This window comes from Ruegeria lacuscaerulensis, assembly GCF_013034745.1.
In the GTDB taxonomy this organism is placed as follows: domain Bacteria; phylum Pseudomonadota; class Alphaproteobacteria; order Rhodobacterales; family Rhodobacteraceae; genus Ruegeria; species Ruegeria lacuscaerulensis_B.
Window position 1 is genome coordinate 74,244 of record NZ_WQGP01000008.1, and the last position, 24,870, is coordinate 99,113.

Consider the following 24,870-nt stretch of genomic DNA (forward strand, 5'->3'; position numbering starts at 1 on the left):
GATTGGTAATCATGCTGATCTCACCCTTCCAAGCCAGGACTCTGATTGTTGTGCGGTCTGACTTACGGAACAAAAGCCACAACCAAAGGCCCCCAGAGTGTCAGGAAGATATTGGCCACGGCATAGGTCATTGTGAATGCCGGTGTGGGTGTCGAGTTCCCGGCTTTTTCCAAGAGTGTCGCAAAACCGGGATTACCCGAGCGTGATCCGGTCACAACCGCACAGGCCTCAACCGGGTTCTTGATACGCAAGGCAAAATAGTTGATCGGGAACTGCACGATCATGGGCATCAATGTAACCACAACGCCTAAAAGCAGAAGCGTGATCCCATATTCCTGAATCGCCTCCAGTGCGGGTTTGCCTGCATTTAGGCCAACCACACCAACAAACACGGCCAAACCGAAACTCTGAAGGAAATTAGCGGCTCCACGGTTAATACCGCCGATCTTGGGTTGCCGGATGCGCAAATAGCCGATGATCAATCCTGTAACCAGGCAACCGAGGCCGGACCCCAAAGCCACCTTCGTTCCTGCGATGACAAAACTGATCTCTCCGATCAGATAGCCGATGGCGACGCCGATCCCCAATGCAATGAAATTGGTGACCGAGGCCGAAGGCGGCACATAGCCCGCAACTTTGGCAACTCGGTTCAGGTCGTCCTTGTGACCGACAATACTGATCTCGTCACCTGCGTGGATCTCCGTGTTGTGCAGGACGGGGACATCATGGCCCATGCGAGTGATCTTTGAGATATGAACACCGCGCCTTTGATCTGCCGTCAGAGCCTCGCGCAGCTCCACCAAGGTTTTGCCGGTCAGTTTACGGTTGGTGACCACGACGTTGCGACGCTCCTCAACAACGGTCAATTCAGGAGGATACTCTCCGATTTCACCACTGGCGCTCCCCTCGAACTGGGTCAAAGTCGTGACGAGGCCGGAGACGACCACAACGTCTCCGGCGTTGATTATCGTTTCAGGAGTCGGATCCACAGGAGCGCCATCGTGGAGCAACCGTTCGACGATCAGATCACCATCATAGCCACTTTCGATGTCCTTGACGGATTTTCCAGCAATGCTTGCATCGGCATCTACCTGATAGGCGCGGGCGTCGAACCGATTCATGGGAAGGAACTCACCTTCCTCTAGTTTGGGACCACCGCCGCCGAGTTTCTGAGCCAGCTTAATCGCTTCTTGCCGCAGATCGACACGCATGATGATGGGAATGATGCTAACTGCCAATATCGGGCCGATTGAGCCGAAGATGTAAGTAACCGAGTATCCTACAGCGATGTTGGTTTTCAGCTTTTCCGCCTCATCAGCGGCGAGCCCAAGCAGATCGATGGCGTTTCCAGCGGTGCCAATGATTGCAGATTGTGTCAGACCGCCAGCGGCCAGTCCTGCGGCCAGCCCTTTGTCCAAGCCCGCCAACCGAGCAACAACGATAACAAAAAACAACCCCCAGACGGTCATCATAAACGCGGCCAATAGCTTGGTCAGCGCAGTTCGGTTCAAGGCCGCAAAAAATTGAGGCCCCCCATTGTAACCGACCATAAATATGAAGAGGGAAAAGAATACATTCTGAACATCGGTACTAAGATTGATGCCGCCGATCTGGCCTATAAAGACCGCCACCAACAACGTGCCAGCAATGCCTCCTAATTCGAACTTGCCGACCCGAAACTTTCCAACGCCATATCCCAGGCCCAGACAAAGAAACAGAGCCATGATCGGGAAGGCGCGAAGTTGTTCTGTAATCAATTCCATTTTGAAATCTCCAGAGTCCAAACGCTGGTCCTTTCCCCTAAAGATACAGAGCCTTACTGTATTGAAAACAAAAAATTTAAACACCCGAGGTCGTGCGGTCGTTTCGAAACTACTTGGAACAAACTCTTTTAAAGGGCAGGTGAACGTGGAACCCAATAGCCGTTTTGGGAATGCAGGTCACACCATACACTGTTCGTCTTTTAGGGTCAGGTCTCGTAGCCAGTATATGGCGAGCGCTGCGAGTGCGACGGCGGACAAGAAGAATTTGGGGCACCTGTCGTAGCGGGTTGCCACACGCCGCCAATCCTTCAACATTCCGAACATGATCTCGATCCGGTTGCGCCGTTTGTATCGACGCCTGTCGTACTTTACCGGTTTCTTCCGCTGCTTCCGGCCAGGGATACAGGCTCGTTTCCCTTTGTCTTTCAACGCTTCCCGAAGACGCGCCATCTGCGCATCTGTGAGCCAGAAAAGATCAGACACGGTCACGGCTCGTTTTTCGAACCGTGACTCATGCACCAACGCGGAAATCAATGGGTCCTGACCCTAAGGCGCACCAGGTAGAACGGTCTCTCTGCGATGAAATGGGAACGTGCTGTAGATGCGTCTCAGAAAATGTCGATTGTTAGACCAGAGCAACCAAGCTGCCAAATAAAACGTCGCGAACCGGCACGCGCATGACGTTTTTTTAGGCGGATGGTAGAGCGAACGTTCTACACTATGTTTATGATTGGAAACAAACAAAAGATAGCTCGTGCCCTTCACCAACAATTCTCGGAGTTGGGTTTCGCGGGCCTAGGGGTCGAGGCATTGCGTGCAGGTGCAGATGTTTCGATCCGCACGCTCTATAAGCATTTCCCGAGCCGTGAAGAGATGATTGTTGGCGCGTTGGAGCATCGGGACGCTGCATATTTCGAGTGGCTTGCGGGTGGTCCGAAACAGGGCATTGACCATGTATTGTACCCGCTTGTGCGACTGGGTGACTGGTTGAGTGATGTATCAAACACTGGGTGTCTATTTTTGAATGCACTGGCGGAGCACCCCAACAGCGCGCCGATCTCCGATCTGGTTAAGGCGCACAAGCTCAAATTGGCGAATGAGTTTGAGCTCCGCTTAGAACGTATTGCTCCAGACCAGAACACGCGCCACGCAGCCGAAACCTTGTTTCTTTTGCACGAAGGTTTGACTGACGTGGCCCGCTTAAGGGGTCCTGCGGCGGCCACCCAATCTGCGCTTCTTGCAGCCCGCAAAGTGCTGGAAACGGAAGGCATCACATGAGTCACGGTCCTAAAATCGAAGAGATCCATATCTATCAGCACAATCTGCCGGTAAAGAATGGACCCTATACGATGGCCAATGCCGAAGTTTGGGCGCTGGACACAACACTGGTGAAGATTGTAGCGACCGATGGGACAGAAGGGTGGGGAGAGACCTGCCCGGTAGGCCCCACCTATGCCGAAGCGCATGCGCTTGGCGCACGCGCGGCTTTGATACATATTGCACAAGATTTGATCGGTAAGCCGCTCTGGCCATTGGTGTTGCAACGAAAGATGCACAGCCTGCTCAATGGCCACAACTATGCAAAAGCGGCGATAGACATCGCAGCGCACGACCTGTTGGGCAAGTTGCTTGAGATAAGAGTGGCAGACTTCCTCGGGGGTGCTGTGACGGAACGCGTACCCTCTTACTATGCGACAGGTGTGGGTGCTCCGGATGAGATCGCCCGGCTCGCTGCTGATAAGCGCGATGAGGGCTATCCGCGCCTTCAGGTGAAGGTAGGCGGGCGTCCGGTCGAGCTGGATATCGAAACGATCCGGAAAGTATGGGAGCAGATCAAGAACTCAGGAATGCGTCTTGCGGTTGACGGCAATCGAGGTTGGACAACGCGCGATGCACTGCGCGTGAGCCGCGAATGCCCCGACATTCCGTTCATTATGGAACAGCCCTGCAACACGGTCGAAGACTTGCAAAAGATCCGCCCGCAAGTCACCCACGCCATCTACATGGATGAAAGCAGCGTTGACTTGAATACCGTGATCAGCGCAGCGGGGGCCGGCCTAGTAGACGGGTTTGGAATGAAGGTCACGCGCATCGGAGGACTGACCAACATGCGCAGCTTCCGAGATATCTGCGAAGCCCGCAACCTGCCGCATACCTGCGACGATGCCTGGGGCGGCGACATTATCGCGGCGGCTTGTGTCCATGTTGCAGCAACCGTGCGCCCCGACCTTTGCGAAGGAGCATGGGTGGCCGCACCTTACATCGACGGGCACTATGACCCCGAAAACGGTATTCGCATCGAAAGCGGGTTTATCGCGCTACCCGAAGGTCCGGGTCTCGGCGTTACCCCAAATCCCGAGATATTTGGTGATCCTGTTGCCAGCTTCCAAGCGTGAGGATGGATATGAGATTTGAAGGCAAAAAAGCACTGGTCACAGGCGCAGCTGGTGGGATCGGGGCGTCAATCGTTTCCAACTTGCGGGCCGAAGGGGCGTTGGTGGCCGCGGCGGATCGAAATGTTGATGGCATTGATGCTGACGCTCACCTGCCGGGTGATCTGTCGCAGGCTGACTATGCAGATACCCTCCCTCAGGCTGCCAATCTTGCGCTCGGCGGCCTGGACATCGTAATCAACAACGCAGGCGTTATTACACGCGGTGCCGTAACAGAGACGACAGACGCAGATTGGGATCTCTCGATCACGGTTAACGTCGAAGCCCCCTTTCGCATTTGTCGGGCAGCAATCCCGATAATGGCCAGTGATGGCGGTGGGGCGATCGTAAACACAGCTTCGTGTTGGGGTGGAAAAGCTCCAGGCCCGAACCACGCGCTATATTGTATGACCAAGGCGGCAATCGCATCTTTGACCCAATGCATGGGAATGGACCACGCGCATCAGGGCATTCGGATCAACGCGGTGTGCCCAAATGAAGTGAACACGCCCATGTTGCGTAGCGGCTTTGAAAAGCGCGGTTATGACCCCGACACTGCCGTGGTTGAACTAGGGGCCACTGTCCCCATCGGCCGGATAGCTGAACCCCAGGACATTGCGGATGTCGTTTTGTTTTTGGCTTCCGACGCAGCGCGTTACATGTGCGGCGCACTTGTTGAGGTGAATGGTGGAAAGCCAGTCTCATGAGGCGATTTGAAGGGAAAGTCGCACTGGTCACCGGTGGTCGATCTGGCATCGGCCTCGCCATTGCAGAACGACTGCGGCAGGAGGGCGCGCGTGTATTCACGGCGCAACGTCAAACCGATGAGGTCTTTGAAGGCATTGTCGCGGACCTGAGCGATCCGCAGCTGCCCGCCGAGGTCGTCAAGACAGTGGTTGGGCGTGCCGGTCAACTGGACGTGCTCGTTAACAATGCCGGTATGATGCAGGAGGCCAAAATCGAAGACACGAGCATTGAGGATTGGCAACGTAGCCTGGCATTGAATCTAACGGCTCCGTTCTTGATGATCCGGGCCGCGCTCCCCCATTTGCGCAAAACACGCGGGAGCATTGTCAACACTGGGTCGATTGAAGGTTTGGGATCCAATCCTCGTCACGCGGCCTATTGTGCCGCAAAAGCGGGCCTGCACGGCCTGACTAGGTCTGTCGCTGTGGATCACGGAGAGGAAGGAGTCCGATGCAACGCTGTAGCACCCGGATGGATCGACACGGAACTCAACGAAGACTTCGTGAATTCGATGGCAGAGCCTGATGCGTTCCGACGTAAGATCGGCGGCATTCATCCGGTTAACCGAACCGGGCGACCCGACGAAGTGGCCGCACTGGTCGCATTTCTGGCGTCAAGTGAAGCCAGTTTTGTAACAGGGCAGGTCTACACGATCGACGGTGGTAGAATGAGTAAACTCAGCCTGCCTTAAGGCTTGCTGATCCGACTATTGCCTAAACAAATTTTCGCATTTCAAACACTCTTTCAACCGCACTTTAAGCAGCGGACCTTTATGCGAACCGCAGTATCTAGCACTTTGGGTTCATTGCCAACCCCGGATGCCGCGTAGCATCCACGCCTTCGGCAAATTTGCCAGAAATACCTCACGTCCCAAACGTGTCATTGGTCGAGATTTCCAATCGCTGCGGTGCTGCTCACCCGACTGGCCCTTCGCGGCGCGAGCAAAGTGCTGACTCTCACGGACTCACATATCGTGGGACGAAGCGGGCGATCGCCAATCAAACGTCCGCTTTGTAGTGCGCGAGGAACATAGCAACACAATCGTCCAAAACATTCTTTGATGTCGGGTTCTGACCGAGGAAGAACTCTGGCCAGAAGAAGAAGTTTTTCACCAGCCCCAAAAGCTGGTTGGTTGCGAAGACCGGATCAGCTTTTCGGATGACGCCTGCGTCCATAGCTCCACTGATCAAGCCTGTCATTGGGTAGTCATGGGACTCGGTCTCAGTGAAAAACCGCCGGGAACGATCAAGGTCACGGATCAGCTCAGATAGAACCATTCGATTAAGTCCAATAGCTGTTTCTTCTGTGATCACCTCGACGTAGCGCCACAAAGCATCCTTCAGTTGCTGGGCAAAGTCGCGAGCAGGGTCATAGGATACCGGCTCCATGCGCCGGTTCTGTTCCAACATGATCTCTGAGATTGCATCGAACAGCGCTTCTTTGCTTTCGAAGTGATTGTAGAGCGTGCGACTCGATACGTTCGCTTTTTTGGCGATTGAAGTTGTTTTCGCCCCCAGAAACCCCTGCTCTTTGAACTCATCGATGGCCGCATCGATAATATCTTTTCGTTTTTTTTCAGTACGTTTCACGATTTCAACCTCAAAAAGTAAAAAGATGTGTTTACAAACATCATCTATTCACCATAAGTAAACACAACGATTTACTTTAGCAAGGCGCAATGATGCCTGGTCCCGAAAGGAACAAGACCATGACAACCCAAAATTTCACTGCGGGCAAAAACGAAGTCACCTTCAAATCCTTTGGCGTGGACTTGGTGGGCGATTTGTACCTGCCCGAAGGCTTTGATGAGACAAAGACCCATAAGGCTATCGTGGGTGCCAGTCCGTTCCCGCAGGTCAAGGACCAAATCCCGGCAACCTACGGGCCGGAGATGGCCGCGCGCGGTTTCATCTACCTTGGCTTCGACTATCTCGGAATGGGCTCGTCCCCTGCACTGCCCGGGGAGCACAAGCAGTCTCGCTACATGTTCCGGCTGATTGAAAACACCTGGGACGCCGTGTCCTACCTCGGCACACTTCCGTTTGTGGATGAAATCTACGGACTGGGCGTTTGCCAAGGCGGCTCGATCATTGCGTCGGCGGCAGTCACCGACCATCGCATCAAGAAAATTGCAATGGTGTCGGGCACGATGGCGGCAGACGATTTTCAATGGACCGACCGCAACATGGTCAATCAGCAAATCGCGGCCTCGAACGCCTCGACGCAGAAGATGTATGAAACCGGCGAGCCCGATTATGTCGCACCATTTGGGCTGAATGATGAGCAAACCCGCGAAGACTTTGTCGGATCAGGCGTCAATCCGATGGCCGGAGAATCCTATGACTACTACGGGCGTGATGGTGTCAAAGGCCCGGTCGCGGTTCCGACCTACACCAACATGCATATCGGAGACCAGGGCATGCAGTCGCTGATCTCCATCGGCGAAGCCTATGCCGACAAAATCGTGCAGCCGTCACTGACCATCTACAGCAAAACGGCTTTCACCGCGCCTTGTTCAACCCAGTTTGTTAAGAAGCTGACAATTGAACACGAGGAACTGGCCTTTGATGAATTCAGCCACGTGGACTTCTACTACAAACCTGAAGCTGTAAAGGCGTCGACTGACGCGGTCGCTGAGTTCTTCGGCAGATAAACTGTAAAGGCAGAGGCCCTTTCGCGACCGCTGCCTTTTTGATTGATGAGTTGCGGGATCGCGTGAACGGTCCCGCAGAAATCTCATCGTCATCCCGTGCGGTTGCAAAAACCTCGATCATCGTTTCGGGATTTTCCGCGAAGAAGTTGCAACCATTGAAGTGACTCGTGTTGCTGTTTTCAATCCCGCGTAACCTAGAGTTATAAAATAGAATATTTTGGTTTTCACGTCGACCGATGGCGTCAAGCGACAGCTTTGAAATGATATCTATGGACGCAGTTTTCGCGCAAACAAAGCCGTTCGCTTGGTCTTCGCCGTAGCTCGACCAGCTTGGGATTAATCATTTGCCCAGTTCCAGCCCGCACCATGTTCACAAGGAATGTGAAAGTGGCGTCCATTGACACATCAGGCTCCGTCCGCTTGGTGCGATCACCAGGACCGAACTAGTAGGTCGAATGTTGCGGCGATCATCGGGTTATCTTTGCGCCGTTCTAGCGTCACAAAGCACAGGCACGCAGGAACTGAAACAGAATTGCAGACGGCAAGTCCAAAGGATTGTTTTTGATGGAGCGCGATGGAATCGCGGCAGAGGCTCAGGCCAATCCCGGATCTCACCATTTCAAGCATCGAAGCTTCTTGATCCACCAATGCGACCACGTTCGGGCGGCTGGCCTGATCTTCGAAAATCTTGGCCAGCAAGCGATGGTGGACAGAGGCTTCGGGAGTGCCAATCCAAGGCAAGGCTGCAAGCGAAGGCCAGTCGGACTCTTCCACCTGCTTCTGCCAGCCAGCTGGCCCGATCACGCGATACACAAAATCGGCCAGCTTTATGGCGTGCACAGGATCACCGCCGTCCGACCCAATACTGGAAAGGTCGTCGGGTCCACACAGGTAGAACCCGGCATCGACGCGACCCCGTCTGAGCCATGTCAGGATGTCCCCGCTGACCCCGTGTACCAACTCGGTTTCGACATCAGGATGCTCTGATCGCAGATGCGCCAACAGACGGCCCAAGCGTATGAACTCCGGATCGACGATCGTGCCGATCGTCAGTTTTCCACTCAAACGACCAATACGCTGGCGGGCACTGCGTTGGAAATCACTGACTGCATCGAGGACTTGTTGCGCCTTTGCCAAAACCGCAGCGCCGTCATGGGTGATCTGCAACCCAGTTGCGGTTCGGTTGAACAGCGTCAGTCCAGTCTCTTCGCTAAGACGCTTGATCTGATGGCTGATGGCCGGCTGGGTAAGGTTCAACACTTCGGCTGCGCGGGAAACGCTGCCTTCACGGGCCACCGTTACAAAGGCCAGAATGGTGTTAATATTCGAAAACCGGTCCATATAAAATTTACTAATATGGCATTGTGCGAATTGTCATTAGATTTTTGTGTGCCTCTCGCGCAGAGATCAGTGAAGCCAATGATGCGGGGCCAGGTGAACAGCCTCCCGAACTTCGGAGGTAAATGAAAGGGTCGCGTACAAGAAAATCGGAATCCATTTCCTTTCCGGTGCGCATAAGGCGAAGCAACGACTGAATAGGTGGACGACACGGATGTCTGACGGCGCAAACAGGTTCGACTATATTGTGATTGGTGGCGGATCGGCCGGGTGCCTGATGGCCAACAGGCTGAGCGCCGACACCAAGAACCGAGTTTTGCTGCTTGAGGCGGGTAAGGCCGATACCTATCCTTGGATACACATCCCTGTTGGCTATCTCTACTGCATCGGCAACCCGCGCGCGGACTGGATGTACAAAACCGAACCAGCCAAGGGGCTGAACGGTCGCAGCCTGCTGTATCCGCGCGGAAAGACGCTGGGTGGATGCTCTTCGATCAACGGGATGATCTATATGCGGGGTCAGGCCCGCGACTATGACAATTGGGCCAAGCTCACCGGTGAAGAGGCCTGGAGTTGGGACAACTCGCTGGCCGACTTTAAGGCTCATGAGAACCACTACAAGCTAGACGATGGCGCCGACCCGAGCACTGGTGACAACAGCCGGTTTTCCGACCTGCACGGGCATGGTGGCGAATGGCGGGTCGAAAAACAGCGGCTGCGCTGGGATGTTCTGGACAGTTTTGCCGATGCCGCCGTTGAGAACGGCATTCCCAAGACGGATGATTTCAACACGGGTGACAATGCCGGGGTGGGCTATTTCGACGTCAACCAGCGCTCGGGCTGGCGCTGGAACACGTCCAAGGCGTTTCTGCGCCCGGCCAAGTCACGCCCAAATCTGACGATCTGGACCGAGGCGCAGGTCGAGAAACTGACCTTTGAGAATGGCAAAGACACCGCGTTGCGTTGCACCGGCGCGGTTGTCCACCACAAAGGGCAGCCCGTTACAGTCCAAGCCTCAAAGGAGTTGGTTCTGTCGGCGGGTGCCGTGAACTCTCCGCAAATCCTGCAACTGTCTGGAATAGGCCCAGCGGCGCTTCTCAAAGAGCACGGGATAGACGTAGCAATGGATGCGCCCTTCGTTGGTGAGAACCTGCAGGACCACCTGCAAATACGAGCGGTATACAAGGTAAAGGGCACTCGGACGCTGAACACCTTGGCCAATTCTCTGGTAGGCAAAGCTAAGATCGGTTTGGAATATGTGCTGAAGCGGTCTGGCCCGATGAGCATGTCGCCTAGCCAACTGGGGGCTTTCACTCGATCCGATCCTCAGCGCCCTCATGCCAACCTCGAATATCATGTCCAGCCGCTGAGCCTTGAAGCCTTTGGCGAAGACCTACATGACTTCCCGGCCATTACCGTCAGTGTATGTAACCTGAATCCGACCAGTCGCGGGCATGTCCGTATTGCGTCTTCGGATTTCCGTCAGCCACCTCAGATTTCGCCCAACTATCTTGACACAGACGAAGACCGCATAGTTGCCGCCCAAAGCCTGCGGCAGGTGCGCGAAATCATGGCGCAGCCCGCGATGGAAGCTTACGAGCCGGAAGAATTCAAACCGGGTATCCAATATCAAACTGACGAGGAACTTGCCCGGTTGGCAGGCGACATCGCCAGCACGATCTTTCATCCTGTCGGCACGATCAAAATGGGGCGCGAGGACGATGAAACCGCCGTTCTTGACCCGCATCTACGAATGAAGGGGGTGGCTGGTCTGCGTGTGGTTGATGCCTCGGTCATGCCAGAGATTACCAGCGGTAACACCAATTCGCCCACTATCATGATCGCAGAAAAAGCCGCGGGCTGGATGCTGGCGGGTCAATAAGACCTGTCAGCATCCGGACGTAAAAGTTTCCCGGAGGATCCATGCGCAATTCGTTTTCCAATCTTCCGCTGACCGGTGTGAAGGTCGTCGATTTCGGCCAGTATATCGCGGGCCCTGCCGTCGCAATGTTGCTGGGCGATTTGGGGGCAACCGTGGTGCATATTGATCCGCCCAGCGGTCCGATGTGGGACAGCCCGGCAAATGCTGCACTGAACCGGAACAAGGTGATCGTTAATTTGGACCTCAAGACGCCAGAGGGGTTGGAGAGAGCCAAAACGCTCTGCGCCGAGGCCGATATTATCGTCGAGAACTTCCGCCCGGGTAAGTTGGCCGCACTTGGAATGGACTTTGCCGCGATGCGCGAAGAAAGGCCCGAATTGATCACGATCTCGATCCCCGGTTTTGCATCAAATGACGAAGAACGGCGCGAAATTCGGGCCTACGAAAGCATCGTCGCGGCAAGTTCGGGCGTATTTACCGACATGGGGCTAAACCGAGTGCTAATGGGGCTGAACCCGTCATTTTCTCCCCTGCCACTTGCCTCGGCTTATGCCTCGCAGATCGCCGCGTCGGCTACGATATTGGCTTTGCAATCACGGCAGGTAACAGGTCTTGGCGACCAGATCGAAGTTCCGCTGGCAGCCGCTGTGATGGAGGGGCTCTGTTACAACTCGATCAAGGTAGAAAACATGCCCGAGCGCTATCTGACCCAGCGCGAGGTCGAGATTGAACGTCGGCGTATCGAAGGTCTGCCGATGAACGTTGCATATGAAGAACTGCAGGAATTGTTGGACCCGTTCTTCCGCAGTTACATGTGTAAGGACGGGCGCATGTTCTACGTCGTTTGCCCCAGCCACAAGAACCACGCCCGTCGCTGTCTGGAAGTACTCGGCATTTATGACGAGTTGGTTGCTGACGGGCTGACTTCGGAAGAAGACACATACAAACCTTGGTCGGAATGGTCGCACGACACCTCACTCGGGGTCTATCCGATGCCCAAATTCTGGGCCGATAAAATCGCGGCGCGTATGAAAGAGGTCTTTATGACCCGCACATCGCACGAATGGAAAAAAATGTTCGGCCGGGGCCTGATCCCCGGAGCGCCGCAGCGCTGGCTACAGGAATGGATTCATGACGAATACGCCGAGACTTCGGGTCTGATGATCGACGTTCACGACCCGATTTATGGTGATATGACGCAACCCGGCCCAGTGGTCTGGATGGAAGAGAGCGGCGAAGAGGCATTGCAGCCGGAGCCCCGTCAATGGGTCGATTTCGACGAAGCGCTGAAAATATTGAAGAAACACCGCACCGAGATCCCAGACCCTTCTGAAGAAACCGCGAAAGTAGGGTGGTTAACCGGCGTACGGGTTCTGGACCTATGCAATGTGATCGCGGGCCCACATTCGGCCAGTTATCTGGCGCGGTTCGGGGCCGAGGTGATCAAGCTCGACCCCTCCGTGCCGATGTATGACAGTTGGAACACCGTCATCTATGGCATGTCCCAGATGCGCGGCAAGCGCTCCATTCTAGCAGATATCACCTCTCATCACGGACGCCGGGTTTTCGAGGATCTTGTTAAATCCGTCGACGTTATCGTTTGGAACGCACCGGACAATCAGATCAAGAAAATGGGTCTTGATGCTGACAACCTGCGCAAACTCAACCCGGATGCGTTGTTCTGCAAACTCGATTGTTTCAGCGGCGTGCGCCGGGGCACGCGTACTGACTACATCGGCTACGATGACTTGGTTCAGGCGACAACCGGTATCATGCTGCGCTTTGGTGGTGCTATGGACCGACCAGAGGAACACGCCCATGTGGGCACGATCGACGTTATGTGCGGATTTGGTGGCGCACTTGGAGTGGCCGCAGCACTCTATCAGAAATACCGCTTCGGTCGGATTGGGCGCGGTCGCACCTCGCTCAATGCTAATAGCGGTCTTCTGCAAATCCCCTTTGCTTTTGATTACAAGGGGCGAGGGCTTTTCGACGAACCGTCGGGCCCCGAGGCAAATGGCTATGATGCTCTGACACGGTTCTATAGTACCGCGTCGGGGCGCTATGTGCTGCTCAGTGCCTACGAAGCCGATCTGCCGCGGTTCCGAAAAGTCGAGGGCCTAGAGGAACTGCCTGATCTGCCAGAAGAAGACCGTGCTGCCTATCTTGCGACTGCATTCCAAACCCTTCCTGCGTCGGATTGGGTGGAAAAACTGCAATCGGCTGATATCGGCGTGGCAATCTGCGAAAATCTCGACGCCTTGCGCGCGAGGAATTCACGCGAGGCGGATGGTACACCGGGCACTGAAAATGGCAGCTACTCTTTCTCGATTTACCCCGACCACCCCAGCGGTCATGAGGTAACACAACTTGACCCCTACGCAGTGCGCCCAACCCGTGCAAAGGTATTTGCAGTCGAGCCATCCGAGAAGTTTGGCACTTCAACCCGCATGATCCTCGGTGAACTCGGTTATGTGGAGGAGGCCATCGAAGTGATGATCAAATCTGGCGATGTTGCAGAGTCGTGGAGTACGGAATATTTGCCGAGCTAAACGAATGGCAAGGTCGCTTGTGGCAGGGCACAGGGGCAAGCTTGCTTTTTGCGATTGGCGGCTCTGGGATGACATAGAGTACAGCTAATTTTGCGACCGTTGCAGCGCGCATTTCTTCCGAAAGAGTTTCGCAAGCGATAGAGCCGCGCAATGCCCAGGAAAACAAGAAACTTAGTTTGCAGGTCGTTGATCAAGGAGCTTGACTGCTTCAATCACATCGATCGTAGTCTCACCTCCAGCAATCCCATCCAAAGCAGTGCGAACATCAGATATCGCCCTATGCGCCTGTCCAAATAGTTTGCATTGTTTTGCGAAATCTACGGACGTTCGAAGTTCAAGCATCTTTGCTTTCTGTTCTCTTGCAGTAGCTAGTGCCCCACGAAATTCTTTTTCTGCCAATTCATTGTCGCAACGTGCCAGCGCGTAGACTCGATCCGTTTCAGATCGGGCCCATCCTTCATTTGTGTACTGCTGTTGTTCACGAGCCTGAGCCAGAAAATTTAGGGCCCTATCTCGGTCACCTATGTTCCAAGTGAGTTCCGCCAACAGTGTCAGAAAGAATGGTTTGTAGTTTCCCGCACCACTCTCCCACCACGCTATCGACGCTTCGTGTAACGCATCGATCGATTCTTGGTTTGGCGAAACATGGGCTTTAACCCAGCTTCGCCACAAGGTCGCAGTCAAAGACATGAATGTGAATGAGTGCTTGGCTGAAAGCTCGTCAAGCTGCTTTGCGATCTCCAGCACTATGTCGGGTTCTCGGCGCAGCAGATGAAGCATGCACAGATAGGTTAGAGACTGTGCGATGCTATGAGCATGCTCCAGCTCTTTTGCACCCGAAACCGCCAGCATTTGCACCTCAAGTGCTTTGTCTGGGTCCCCGCGCATCCACATTGCCAAGCTTAGGAAACACGACGTAATCGCCGCATGGTCGGATCCATAGATGTAAGCCAGATGTGCATCACGTTCCCGGCTGTAGAGTTCGAGTGCTTTGCTTAAATGATCGTATGCGGGCTCCAGATCACCAATATGAAACAGAACTGCGCCCATTGCGCGATGCGCCACCATCTGATGCTGCGTCTCACGAGTCGAGGTCGACAGATCCAGCAATTGCGCCGCGACGTTCCTGGCCAAATCATACTCGGCGCGCACCAAATGGAAGGAATACAAACCATTCAGAACTGGAAATAGCTGCTCTGTTTCTTCAACGCGTTCACACAAGTCGCGTATTCTTTCGTAAACAGAACCGGTTTCGTCGGCGGCTATTCCGGCGGTCGTTCGTAAGACACCGGCCTTGAGAACCTGAACCTCAATTTCCTTGCGGTCCCGCTCGATACTTTGATCCATTTCGCCAAGCTGCTCAATCGCCAGGGACAATTGCGTGCCTGCTTCAATGTTAGCAGACCGCTGGACTGCTCGCTGACCTGCAAGATAACGATAGTCCACAGCCTCCTTACACATGCCTGCCATGGTGTAGTGATGAGCCAGAATTTCCGGGCTTGCATCACCCGTATGAGCCGACTTTTCTTTCAAATATTGCGCGACACGAGAGTGTAGAACCCGACGTTCCCGCTTTAGAAGGCTGTTGTAAGCGGTGTCACGAATAAGGGCGTGACAGTAGCTGAAGGTTTCAAAACCTTCTGAACGAGACGCTGTTACTATGCCAGCCTCAACCAAAAGTTCCAGTCCTGCGCGCAACGCACCATCGCCTACGTTCGCCACTTTTGAGATCAATTGAAAAGTAAACTGAGGGCCTATTACAGCGCCAATCTGGGCGACCTCTTTGGCAGAGCTCAGGCGATCAAGGCGTGCCATCAATGCATCATGTAACGTACTGGGCACCGAGTTTGCCGGCGATGCCCCGCCCATCGTGTAGGTGTCCCTTCCCCTGGTCAGGACGCCAGATTCAAGGAGATCTTTCGTCACCTCCTCAACGTATAGCGGCACGCCGTTGGATCTTGCCGCGACCACGTCATACATCTCTTCAGCGACCATCTCGCCTTTGGCGACTTCGTCAACAATGCTCTTTACCTGTCGAAAGTTTAGCTGCTTCAAATCAACCTTCGTAAGGTTGGATTGCAGTGTCCAACCTGGATCGAACTCGGGCCGGAAGGTCATGACGACCAGCACCGGAAGGTTGCGAATTCGATCCACCATCCGATCAAGCAGCAATTTGGTTGTTGGATCAATCCAGTGGGCATCTTCCAAAAGGAAGAGAACTGGAGGACCGTCAGCCTCTGACGCAAGATTGTCCAGCAACAATTCCAGCGACTGTTCCATGATCTGCTGCGGTGTTAGATCTATAGGCCCCAAATGATCTTCAAACGGAACAGACAATAGGGATCCTGCCAACTTCAAAGCATCGTCCGATTGATCGCTCAACACGCCGCGGATTTTTTCAAGCTTAACGTGATTTGGCTCGTCCGCGCGAAGATCAGCTGCATTCTCAAGTTGGCGAATGATGGGATGCAGGGAAGTCGCAAAATGATATGGAGAACACTGATATCGCATTTGCTTGTGGGGCAAGTCCGAGATGTTCTGCCGAAATTCTTCTACCAGACGCGACTTGCCAATTCCCGGCTCACCTGACACCAACACAACCTGACCTTGGCGATCACCGGCCAAAGCCCAATTGTCGTTCAGCGCCTCCAATTCCGCGGTGCGACCGACCAAGGGCTTGAGCAAAATATTGTCGATCGCCATAAATCGGCTGACTGTTTCCCGCTCCCCGGTTACTTGCCAGGCTTCGACTTCCTTAGCAAAACCCTTGAGTTTAAACGCACCGCGCAGAACGTATTTAAAAGCATCACCCGCCAGCTGATGAGTGGTTGGGGCGATGATCATCGTACCCGGATCCGCCATCGCTTGAAGACGCGCGGCCAGATTGGGTGCCTCACCCATCGCCGTTCCGTCTTCAAACATCTTTTCGCCGCGCAGATCGCCGACCACAACCAACCCGGTTGCTATCCCAATCCGAACGTTGAGTTTCGCGTGGGTGCGAACATCTGGCATCTCATCAATGATGCGCAGACCGGCACGAATAGCGCGCTCCGGGTCGTCTTCATGGGCGTGGGGAAACCCAAAGAAAACCATAATCCCGTCGCCATAGTAGCTGGCAATATGGCCATCATACGCTGCAACAGCCGCAGCACAGGTTTCCTTGAAAAGTCGAAGAACATCAGCCAAGTCTTCCGGATCGACGCTTTGCGCTATTTCCGTTGAACCGACAAGATCGATAAACATTACAGTAAGTTGTCGCCGCTCAGCCACGATCTCGGCGCCGTTGCTATTGCTGGGCGGGCGCTGCCCCATTTCCATGCTGGCGCGAACGGCTTTCAGAAAACGCCTTCTCGGCCCCAGCGGAAGTCCGATTGTTACAAGGTCTTCGTCAGATAGTTCAGACAGGTCGCAAAGTTCAATTTCATGTTCGGCAAAAGCGGCAGCATACTTGGACAAACCATGTCTATTTAGCCAAGACGCAATTTCTGACATCAATTGGTATTGCTTGCGTTAGGAGCAGGATCTCTGAATGCGTACTGCCAGCAAGCATCTCCTTGTTAACTTAACCCGTCAAATGACCGGTGGCCCATTTGTCCAACAGTATGATCAGTTTCTTGTTTAATGAAGACTACCGTTTTGTAAGAGGTCAAGGGCTTCATTGGCTCTCTTGACGTGTTACTGGATGCAAAGTCGGATTCAAGCGAACCGGTTCAACTGTTCCCAATGTGGTCGATGATTTGGAACTCTACCTATGCCATCGCACCGACGAAAGAACTCTTCTCCCATAAACTGCAGCCATTTACGGTCGTTTGTCATGTAATGTCGTGCTGCGATTGACGTTTAATCACGTGAGAGTCGATTCTCAGATAAACTCCAAATTGTCAGTAGGAAGCTTTCTCGGGCGTCAAGAACGAGATGACCGTCCAGTCTGTTTTAAGGAAATCGACCAGCAGCGTTCCAACCATATAGATTGGTAGGATAAAGACCTTATTTTATTGGCAAACTGTCATTTGAACGATGTTAGGAAAGGGGTCTTTGGCCTGTCTCATTTCTAGCACCGGCACAACGAAACAAGAATCTTTCCGAAGAACAAAATCAATATGATATAAAGAAATGCGAATATTAGTCCGATGCGACGTAAATCACCAACGCTACCGGGTAAAAATTGATTTGGGAGGTCACAATGTTTCGTATGCTTCTAAGCTTAACAGCTCTAGGATTGACGCCGGTTAGTGCCTTCGCCGATGCTGTCCCAAGTGAAGAGGCTGCCGAGGGCTTGTTCTCGGAGCAACCCTATTCTCCATATGCCAACAGATCCTTCCCGGAACGCCCCTTGTGGGGGGACACTCACCTTCACACGGGACTTTCATTGGACGCCGGAGCCTTTGGAAACACTCTGCTGCCGGACGAAGCCTGGCGCTTTGCCAAAGGTGAGCAAGTCATTTCTTCGACGGGCCAGCCTGTCAGACTGGCCCGGCCTTTGGATTGGATGGTTCTTACGGACCACACAGACTTGATGGGATTCGCTCCTGATCTGCAGGCAGGCAAACCCGGTGTTCTCGCCGATCCAAAAGGATTGGAGTGGTACAAAGGTTACAAAGCGGGTGGAGAAGAAGCTGGCAAGGCTGCATTCGACATTATTACCAACTTCTCACAGATGACTCTGCCGGAAGTTTTGCTTGAATCATACAGCCCGGGCGCTGATGCTTTTGCCTTTACTTGGGAAAATATCGTTCTGGCGGCTGAACGACACAACGACCCTGGCAATTTCACCGCTTTCATTGGGTTCGAGTGGACGTCGGTTCCGAAAGGCTTCAACCTGCACCGGAACGTTATGCTGCGCGATGGGCCTATCAGGGCGCTTCAAATGGTACCTCCGGTCACGCAACCCCCTTATGGTGATACAGATCCAAAGGCGCTTTATGCTTGGCTTGAAGAGTATCAGCAGAAAACAGGCGGGCGCGCGGTTGCATTCGCTCATAATGGCAACTTGTCAAATGGATGGATGTTCCCAACCGAAGACACCTATCACGGTGGAAAGGTTGACGAAGAATACGTCGCTGCCCGCGCTAAATGGGAGCCGCATTATGAGGTCACTCAGATCAAGGGCGACGGCGAAGCGCATCCCTTCCTGAGCCCTGATGATGAATTTGCGGATTACGAAAACTGGGATGTCGGCAATCTTGATATCTCTGAACTTAAAACCGACGACATGCTGGCTGGTGAATACGCCCGCGAGGCATTGAAGCGCGGCTTGATGTTGGAAGAAAAGTTCGGCGTGAACCCCTATAAGTTCGGCATGGGCGGCGCGACGGACAGCCATACATCTCTGGCGACAGCCGAAGAAGATAACTTCTTCGGAAAATCCGTCAGCGTTGAGCCTTCGGCCACAAGGATCAAGCATCCTTTCATAGCCAATGATCTTGGCGAAATTCCCGGCGACCTCCTCGTCGCGTCCGGCTACACGGCCGTTTGGGCGACTGAAAATACGCGCGCGGCGATTTTCGATGCATTCAAGCGGCGCGAAACCTACGCGACCACGGGGCCACGGATTGGTCTGCGCTTCTTTGGTGGATGGGATTTCAATGACGCCGATGTTGAAACCCGCTTCATTGCAAATGTTGGCTACACGAAGGGCGTTCCAATGGGTTCCGACATGCGCCCTAATGAGGGCGACGGAGCACCCTCATTCCTGATCGCTGCATTACGCGACCCGGTTGGGGCCAATCTGGATCGTGTGCAGGTGATTAAGGGATGGCTGGACTCCGAAGGTGCTTTGCAGGAGAAGGTCTACGATGTGGCATGGTCGGACGATCGAGTTGCTGATCAAAACGGCAAAATCCCTGCGGTTGGCAACACGGTGGATACCGAAACCGCAAGTTGGACCAACACAATCGGGACCGCCGAACTTGTAACCGTTTGGTCTGATCCTGATTTCGATCCAAATGCGCGCGCATTCTACTACGTACGTGCGCTCGAAATCCCGACGCCACGTTGGATACTGTACGACAAATTGAGGTTTGGTGCCGAGCTACCAGAGGATGCCGTGCTTACGCATCAGGAACGCGCGTACTCTTCGCCGATTTGGTATACACCGGCAGAGTGACGTTTCTTCGCACGCGTTTGAAGAATGAGGCAGCAACCTTTGCCGCGTTGCTCTCACCTGAGCTGCAAAACGTCGTGGGCTACGATTCCTTGGAAAATTTAACTGACTGAAGCCAGCATAAAACATATCGCCGGATGGCGTTTCACGCAGGAGCCTTCATGCGAATAGTGAAAGAACCTCTATTCCATTTCTTCTTGATCGGAGCCGCCATATTCATTTGGTTTCACATTGTTTCTCCGAATGACGAGTTGATCGCAGATCCAGAGGCCATAGCAATAAGCGAAAGCGATGCCGCGCGGTTAGCTGAACAGTTCGCAGCCAGGTGGAAACGTCGGCCCAGCAATGCCGAGCTTCAGGCTTTGGTCGATGCATCCATCCGCGAAGAGGTTCTGGTTAGGGAAGCGAGAAAGCTTGGTCTGGATCGCGGGGATAGTGTGATCAGATCGCGCCTGAGCCAAAAGATGGATTTTTTGACCGAAGCCATGGCCACGTCAGTTGTACCTGCAGACAAAGATCTAGAAGTTTTCCTCCAGCAAAATGCGGACCGCTACGCGACACCAAAAAAGATTGCCTTCACTCAGGTTTTTCTTGGTGAAAAGCCAAGTGACGCCGACATCGAAAGGGCATTGTCCGCGTTGCGAGCGGAACAAGAGGTATCCGACTTGGACCGCGCGACATTGCTGCCTGCGTCGATGCCGCTGACCGCGACGCGGGTCATCGACTCCGTCTTCGGAACCGGGTTCTCCGATGGTTTAGTCAATCTCGAAGAAGGTCGATGGGTGGGGCCAATCCAATCAGGCTACGGGGTCCACCTGGTACAGCTGCTGAAGATCGAGCCAAGCCGGATACCTCCATTGCCAGATATCTACGATGAAGTGCTGCGGGATTGGCGCCGCGTCATGAGCGAAGATCTGGCGCAAGCGCAATATGAGGCTCTTGCCGACAATTATAAGATCATAGCACCCGATTTCACAGGTCAGGCCAAATGAAATTCATACTTGGCCTATTGTATGCTCTGCTGTTTGCCTGGTCTGCCGGCAATGCAGCCGCACATGCGCTTGATCCGGGATATCTAGAAATTCGTCAAATCTCACCGGATGCCTGGAGTGTTCATTGGCGTAAGCCAGACGTGAACGGTCAGCCAATGGCGATCGACGTGGTGCTACCGGATAGCTGTACACCTGCCAGCGGGCCTGATCCAATGTCCGATGGGCGAGCATGGGTTTCTAGCTGGATTGTGGAGTGCCGCGCGGATGTCGCGGGTCAATCCATTACAATCGAAGGGCTGGAGACCCAAAAAAACGATGTATTGTTCCGCTGGCATCCCCTTCAGGCCGAGTCTGCTACACTCCGTTTCACCTCAGATATTACCGTCCAGAGAATACCCTCTGAACAGACAGCATGGTCTGTTTTCATCGCGTATTTTCAGTTGGGTTTTGAACATATTCTGGAAGGCTGGGACCATCTGTTATTTGTCTTCGCGCTGTTTATTCTAGTCCGCGATCCCTGGAGGCTGGTGGGAGCCGTAACAGCCTTTACGCTTGCCCATTCGATTACACTGGCATTGGCAACACTCGGAGTTTTAAATGTTCCCGGGCCACCGGTCGAAGCCGTTATCGCGCTTTCCATCGTTTTTTTGGCGATGGAGATTGTAAAGGGCGGCGAAGGTCGGTTCCGACTTTCAAAACAGAAACCCTGGATCGTATGTTTCGGGTTTGGGCTTTTGCATGGGCTTGGATTTGCAGGCGCTTTGGCCGAGATAGGGCTTCCCTCTAACGACATTCCTGAAGCCTTGCTTGCATTCAACCTTGGCGTCGAGGCCGGACAACTAAGTTTTGTCGGGGCTTTGGCTGTTCTGGTTTTGGTTTGGCGGTTCACAGCACTTCCGATCAGCCAAACCGCAACGCTTGTTACCGCTTATGGCATTGGTTCAGTGTCGATGTATTGGCTCATTGAACGAGTTGGTGGTTTTTAGATCGTGATGATGTTCCAAAGTTCGCTGTACCAGTATCGTTCGTTAGATTCTGTGTTCGAGAGGACAATGCCGTTCTAAGTGCGAAGATGAAGTTGCGCCGCGGCTGCTTGATTGGAGTTGTGGGAAGCTAATGGGATAAAGAGTTGTGAGAGACAAATTCGGCTAGAACCGCTTTGCTCCCATTTTTCCAGATCTCGTTTAACCACCGAGCAAAAGCAGCCACAAACTGCGTGTCATGGTCAAAATCGCCACAATACAGGTCCTGTTCAAGCCAAAGTCCGGGATCAGTTTTGGCCGCCAACGCCGTTTTTCTCAGATTTTCCCAAACAGGATCGTTAGGGGCGATTTCTGAGCCATCCTCGCGAACCCCTGCGCACATTCTGCACCAAAAAGCTTCTGCTAGAGCAAGCCCGTTTATGGAAGAGCGCGAAGCAATTGCATCGCGTATCGAGGGCAGCACAAACCCAGGGTGTCGCGCTGATCCGTCGAACGCGACCCGGCGCGTTGTGTCGTGAATTGCAGTGTTCTCAAACCGACGTTCAACCAACCCAAGGTACTCTTGCGGGGTCGTTCCAGGAACAGCGTCAACATGGGGTAGAATTTCTTCGATTTGGACTTTTTCAAAAAAAGCCAATATGTCAGGGTCTTGCATACAAGCAGAAATTGTCGGGACGTTTAGTATCTCTCCAACATTGGCGAGCAGTTGGTGGCCTCCGTTCAATATGCGCAGCTTCTGTGCCTCATATCCGTGAACATCCTCGGTTAAGGTGGCTCCAACTTGTTCAAGTGATGGTCGTCCGGCACAGAAGTTATCCTCGATGACCCATTGGCGAAAGTTCTCGTGTGAAACCGGGGCGCGGTCATCAATACCAAGTGCGTTGCATTGTGAAATCACCTGATCACTCGTTGCTGGCACGATGCAATCCACCATCGAATTGGGAAATGCGCCGTTCCGGTCGATCCAATCGGCAAGATCAGGGTCCGACAGGCGCGCTAACCCAACGATACAGTTTCGAAGGATAGTGCCGTTGCCCTGCAGGTTATCACAGCTTAGCGCGGTGAAGGGGGTCAAGCCATTTGCACGACGTATCCCGAGCGCTGCAACAATGGCGCCGAAAGCGGTGCGGGGGTGATTTGGGTTTGCCGCATCGTGGAGAATATCATCGTGATCCGTGTCGAAAGCGCCGGTGTTGGCATCCAGAAAATAGCCGCCCTCAGTTACAGTTAAAGATACAATTCGGATAGACGGATCAGCCATCCCGCGGATCAATGCAGCGTTGCCAGCCTCAATCGGTAGATAGTCGATCATCGGGCCTATGACCTCTGCGGATATTCCTTGTGGATCCAGCTCAATCAACGTGGTCAGGCAATCTTGCGCCAGCAACTTCTGGCGCATCCCGGCGTCATAACTGCGTACTCCTGCTCCTATAATGGCCCAATCGCGGGCCTGGTCCTGCTGCATAAGCTTATGAATGTACCAAGCCTGATGAGCGCGGTGGAAATTTCCAAGGCCGATGTGAACGATACCGGGCGTCAAGTCCGAGGGTTGATAAGCAGGGGTTCTGACGGTTGCTGGCAAGTCTGCCAGCCTGTCTCGCCGCAGCTGGATCGGAGGGGTTGCGTGTGCCACAGGGTTCATCAGCTCATCCAATTTCCGCCATCGACATTATAGGTTTGTGCAACGATGTATTTTGCCTCGTCAGAGGCGAGAAACACGGCCATGCCGGTCAGGTCTTCGGCCCGGCCCATGCGACCATAGGGTACGCCAGCGGCCACTTCGCGTTTCTTCTGTCCGAGGGGTTTTCCTTCGTGTCTGGCAAAGAACGCATCTACACCGTCCCAGTGTTCGCCATCCACCACACCCGGAGCTATCGCGTTTACATTTATCCCATGTGGGATCAGGTTCAGGCCTGCAGACTGGGTCAAGGATATGATCGCGGCCTTGCTGGCGCAGTACACGGCAACCAGAGACTCTCCACGCCGCCCAGCTTGCGATGCCATGTTGATGATCCGACCTTTAGTACCATGGGCGATCATATGGCGGGCGACGGCCTGCATGGTGAACAAGGCACCGGCAACGTTGATGTCGAAGACACGCTCATAGTCGGCACGATCAATTTCAACAATCGGAGCGGCAGTGAAGATCGCTGCGTTGTTGATCAATATGTCGATCGGCCCGAAATGTGCCGTCGTGCGGGCGATGGCGTTGTCGATGCTCGGCTGGTTTGTCACGTCCATTTCCACGGCAAGAGCAGATGCGCCGATCTCAGTCGCGGCTTGTTGCGCGCGCTGGATGCCGATATCGGCTATGGCGACACGGGCTCCCTCCGCAACATAGGCCTTTGCAAAGGCCAGCCCTATGCCGCGCGCGGCCCCAGTAATCAGGGCGGTTTTACCAGCCAGACGTGTCATCCGATCCGCAAGCCTTTCGCGTCGAACCGGTGGATCACATCAGCGCGCGGTGTCAGGTGAACGCGGTCGCCATGGCGGAAACCCACCTCGCCATCCGCGCGGACAGTGATTGTGTCGGCCAGCCCGGTTTCGTGGACATGGAAAAATGTATCCGAGCCCAGATGTTCAGAAACGCTCACCACCCCGGACCAGTCTCCTTCGGTGTCTGAGACTGTGATATGTTCAGGCCTTATTCCGATGGTCTGGGCACCGTATTTCGCGGCCTCTTCTCCCTCGATGAAGTTCATTTTGGGGGAGCCAATGAAACCCGCAACGAACAGGTTTCGAGGTGTCCGGTATAATTCCAGCGGACTGCCGACCTGTTCGATTACTCCGGCCTGAAGGACGACGATCTTGTCGGCCATCGTCATGGCTTCGACCTGATCATGGGTCACGTAGATCATTGTGGTCGCGAGGCGTTCGTGTAATTCGCTGATCTCTAGCCGCATGCCGACCCGCAGCGCCGCGTCGAGGTTCGACAAAGGTTCATCGAACAGAAATGCCGCTGGTTCGCGCACAATCGCGCGCCCGATGGCAACCCGCTGGCGTTGGCCGCCCGATAGTTGTCCTGGACGGCGGTCCAGATAATCGGTCAGGTTCAGGACGCTTGCCGCGCCTTCGACGCGCTTGTCGATCTCGGCCTGATCCAGTTTCGCCATACGAAGGGGAAAGGCGATGTTCTTTCGCACGGTCATATGGGGATACAGAGCATAGGACTGAAACACCATCGCCAGCCCTCGTTTCGCGGGCGGGACATCGGTGGCGTCCGCGCCGTCAATGTCGATAGAGCCCGAGGTGATATCTTCCAATCCAGCGATCAGACGCAAAAGGGTGGATTTACCGCAGCCCGAGGGGCCGACGAAGACGGTGAACTCGCCATCTTCGATGGTCAGGTCCAGCGGCGGAATGACCTGCACATCGCCAAAGCTTTTGGTCACGGACTTGAGTTGAATACGTCCCATGTGTCGTGT

17 protein-coding genes and 1 pseudogene are annotated in these 24,870 nt (G+C 54.0%); 10 read left to right on the top strand and 8 right to left on the bottom strand.

Annotated elements, in window-relative coordinates; translation table 11 throughout:
- Window positions 1–62: 62 nt before the first annotated feature.
- Window positions 63–1,763: an aspartate-alanine antiporter gene (aspT, locus tag GOV79_RS16475; protein WP_170790574.1), complete on the bottom strand. Its 1,701-nt coding sequence runs from the start codon at window positions 1,761–1,763 to the stop codon at window positions 63–65.
- A 177-nt stretch (window positions 1,764–1,940) separates the two neighbouring features.
- Window positions 1,941–2,201 (bottom strand): annotated as a pseudogene (locus tag GOV79_RS16480) (transposase); the annotation flags it as partial.
- Window positions 2,202–2,483: 282 nt separating this feature from the next.
- On the opposite strand from GOV79_RS16480, the gene GOV79_RS16485 reads away from it, so the two are divergent.
- Genes GOV79_RS16485 through GOV79_RS16500 form a run of 4 tightly spaced genes read left to right on the top strand, consistent with a single transcriptional unit; the run spans window position 2,484 to window position 5,633 of the window.
- Window positions 2,484–3,041, top strand: coding sequence for a TetR/AcrR family transcriptional regulator (locus GOV79_RS16485; RefSeq protein ID WP_170790576.1), 558 nt, complete (start codon window positions 2,484–2,486; stop codon window positions 3,039–3,041).
- Complete coding sequence (locus GOV79_RS16490) at window positions 3,038–4,159, top strand: mandelate racemase/muconate lactonizing enzyme family protein (protein ID WP_170790578.1); 1,122 nt, start codon at window positions 3,038–3,040, stop codon at window positions 4,157–4,159. The genes GOV79_RS16485 and GOV79_RS16490 overlap by 4 nt, the downstream gene beginning before the upstream one ends.
- An 8-nt stretch (window positions 4,160–4,167) precedes the next feature.
- A complete protein-coding gene (locus tag GOV79_RS16495) occupies window positions 4,168–4,902 on the top strand; it encodes an SDR family NAD(P)-dependent oxidoreductase (protein WP_170790580.1) in 735 nt (244 codons plus the stop codon).
- Complete coding sequence (locus GOV79_RS16500; protein WP_170787040.1) at window positions 4,899–5,633, top strand: SDR family NAD(P)-dependent oxidoreductase; 735 nt, start codon at window positions 4,899–4,901, stop codon at window positions 5,631–5,633. Before GOV79_RS16495 ends, GOV79_RS16500 begins: the two co-directional genes overlap by 4 nt.
- A 307-nt stretch (window positions 5,634–5,940) precedes the next feature.
- On the opposite strand, the gene GOV79_RS16505 is transcribed toward GOV79_RS16500, so the two are convergent.
- Window positions 5,941–6,531, bottom strand: a complete 591-nt coding sequence (locus tag GOV79_RS16505) for a TetR/AcrR family transcriptional regulator (protein ID WP_170790582.1) — start codon at window positions 6,529–6,531, stop codon at window positions 5,941–5,943.
- A 119-nt stretch (window positions 6,532–6,650) separates the two neighbouring features.
- Here GOV79_RS16505 and GOV79_RS16510 point away from each other — a divergent pair, with 119 nt between their 5' ends.
- Window positions 6,651–7,595, top strand: a complete 945-nt coding sequence (locus tag GOV79_RS16510; RefSeq protein ID WP_214648136.1) for an alpha/beta hydrolase — start codon at window positions 6,651–6,653, stop codon at window positions 7,593–7,595.
- Between the two features lie 429 nt (window positions 7,596–8,024).
- Here GOV79_RS16510 and GOV79_RS16515 read toward each other — a convergent pair whose 3' ends face one another.
- On the bottom strand, window positions 8,025–8,936 hold the full coding sequence (locus GOV79_RS16515) for a LysR family transcriptional regulator (protein ID WP_170790584.1): 912 nt from the start codon (window positions 8,934–8,936) through the stop codon (window positions 8,025–8,027).
- Window positions 8,937–9,147: 211 nt separating this feature from the next.
- On the opposite strand from GOV79_RS16515, the gene GOV79_RS16520 reads away from it, so the two are divergent.
- Window positions 9,148–10,815 carry a GMC family oxidoreductase gene (locus tag GOV79_RS16520; RefSeq protein ID WP_170790586.1) on the top strand — a complete coding sequence of 556 codons (1,668 nt, stop codon included), beginning with the start codon at window positions 9,148–9,150 and terminating at the stop codon, window positions 10,813–10,815.
- A gap of 41 nt (window positions 10,816–10,856) precedes the next feature.
- Window positions 10,857–13,367, top strand: coding sequence for a CoA transferase (locus tag GOV79_RS16525; RefSeq protein ID WP_170790588.1), 2,511 nt, complete (start codon window positions 10,857–10,859; stop codon window positions 13,365–13,367).
- A gap of 171 nt (window positions 13,368–13,538) precedes the next feature.
- Here the strand turns inward: GOV79_RS16525 and GOV79_RS16530 are convergent, their stop codons facing one another.
- Window positions 13,539–16,859, bottom strand: a complete 3,321-nt coding sequence (locus GOV79_RS16530) for an ATP-binding protein (protein ID WP_269150144.1) — start codon at window positions 16,857–16,859, stop codon at window positions 13,539–13,541.
- A 691-nt stretch (window positions 16,860–17,550) separates the two neighbouring features.
- Here GOV79_RS16530 and GOV79_RS16535 point away from each other — a divergent pair.
- The 3 genes from GOV79_RS16535 to GOV79_RS16545 all read left to right on the top strand — a co-directional run bounded on the left by GOV79_RS16535 (window position 17,551) and on the right by GOV79_RS16545 (window position 21,448).
- Window positions 17,551–19,473, top strand: a complete 1,923-nt coding sequence (locus GOV79_RS16535; protein WP_170787030.1) for a DUF3604 domain-containing protein — start codon at window positions 17,551–17,553, stop codon at window positions 19,471–19,473.
- A 158-nt stretch (window positions 19,474–19,631) separates the two neighbouring features.
- Window positions 19,632–20,462 (top strand): peptidylprolyl isomerase, encoded by an 831-nt coding sequence (locus tag GOV79_RS16540; RefSeq protein WP_170790590.1) that lies wholly within the window; start codon window positions 19,632–19,634, stop codon window positions 20,460–20,462.
- Entirely contained in the window at window positions 20,459–21,448 is a 990-nt protein-coding gene (locus GOV79_RS16545) for a HupE/UreJ family protein (RefSeq protein ID WP_170790591.1), read from the top strand. Before GOV79_RS16540 ends, GOV79_RS16545 begins: the two co-directional genes overlap by 4 nt.
- A gap of 127 nt (window positions 21,449–21,575) precedes the next feature.
- Here GOV79_RS16545 and GOV79_RS16550 read toward each other — a convergent pair whose 3' ends face one another.
- From GOV79_RS16550 to GOV79_RS16560, 3 genes are read right to left on the bottom strand one after another with little or no spacing between them, the layout of a single operon-like run.
- Window positions 21,576–23,087, bottom strand: coding sequence for a mannitol dehydrogenase family protein (locus GOV79_RS16550; protein ID WP_170790592.1), 1,512 nt, complete (start codon window positions 23,085–23,087; stop codon window positions 21,576–21,578).
- A complete protein-coding gene (locus tag GOV79_RS16555) occupies window positions 23,087–23,860 on the bottom strand; it encodes an L-iditol 2-dehydrogenase (protein ID WP_170773717.1) in 774 nt (257 codons plus the stop codon). Before GOV79_RS16555 ends, GOV79_RS16550 begins: the two co-directional genes overlap by 1 nt.
- Window positions 23,857–24,861, bottom strand: a complete 1,005-nt coding sequence (locus GOV79_RS16560; RefSeq protein ID WP_170773719.1) for an ABC transporter ATP-binding protein — start codon at window positions 24,859–24,861, stop codon at window positions 23,857–23,859. Before GOV79_RS16560 ends, GOV79_RS16555 begins: the two co-directional genes overlap by 4 nt.
- Between the last annotated feature and the right edge of the window lie 9 nt (window positions 24,862–24,870).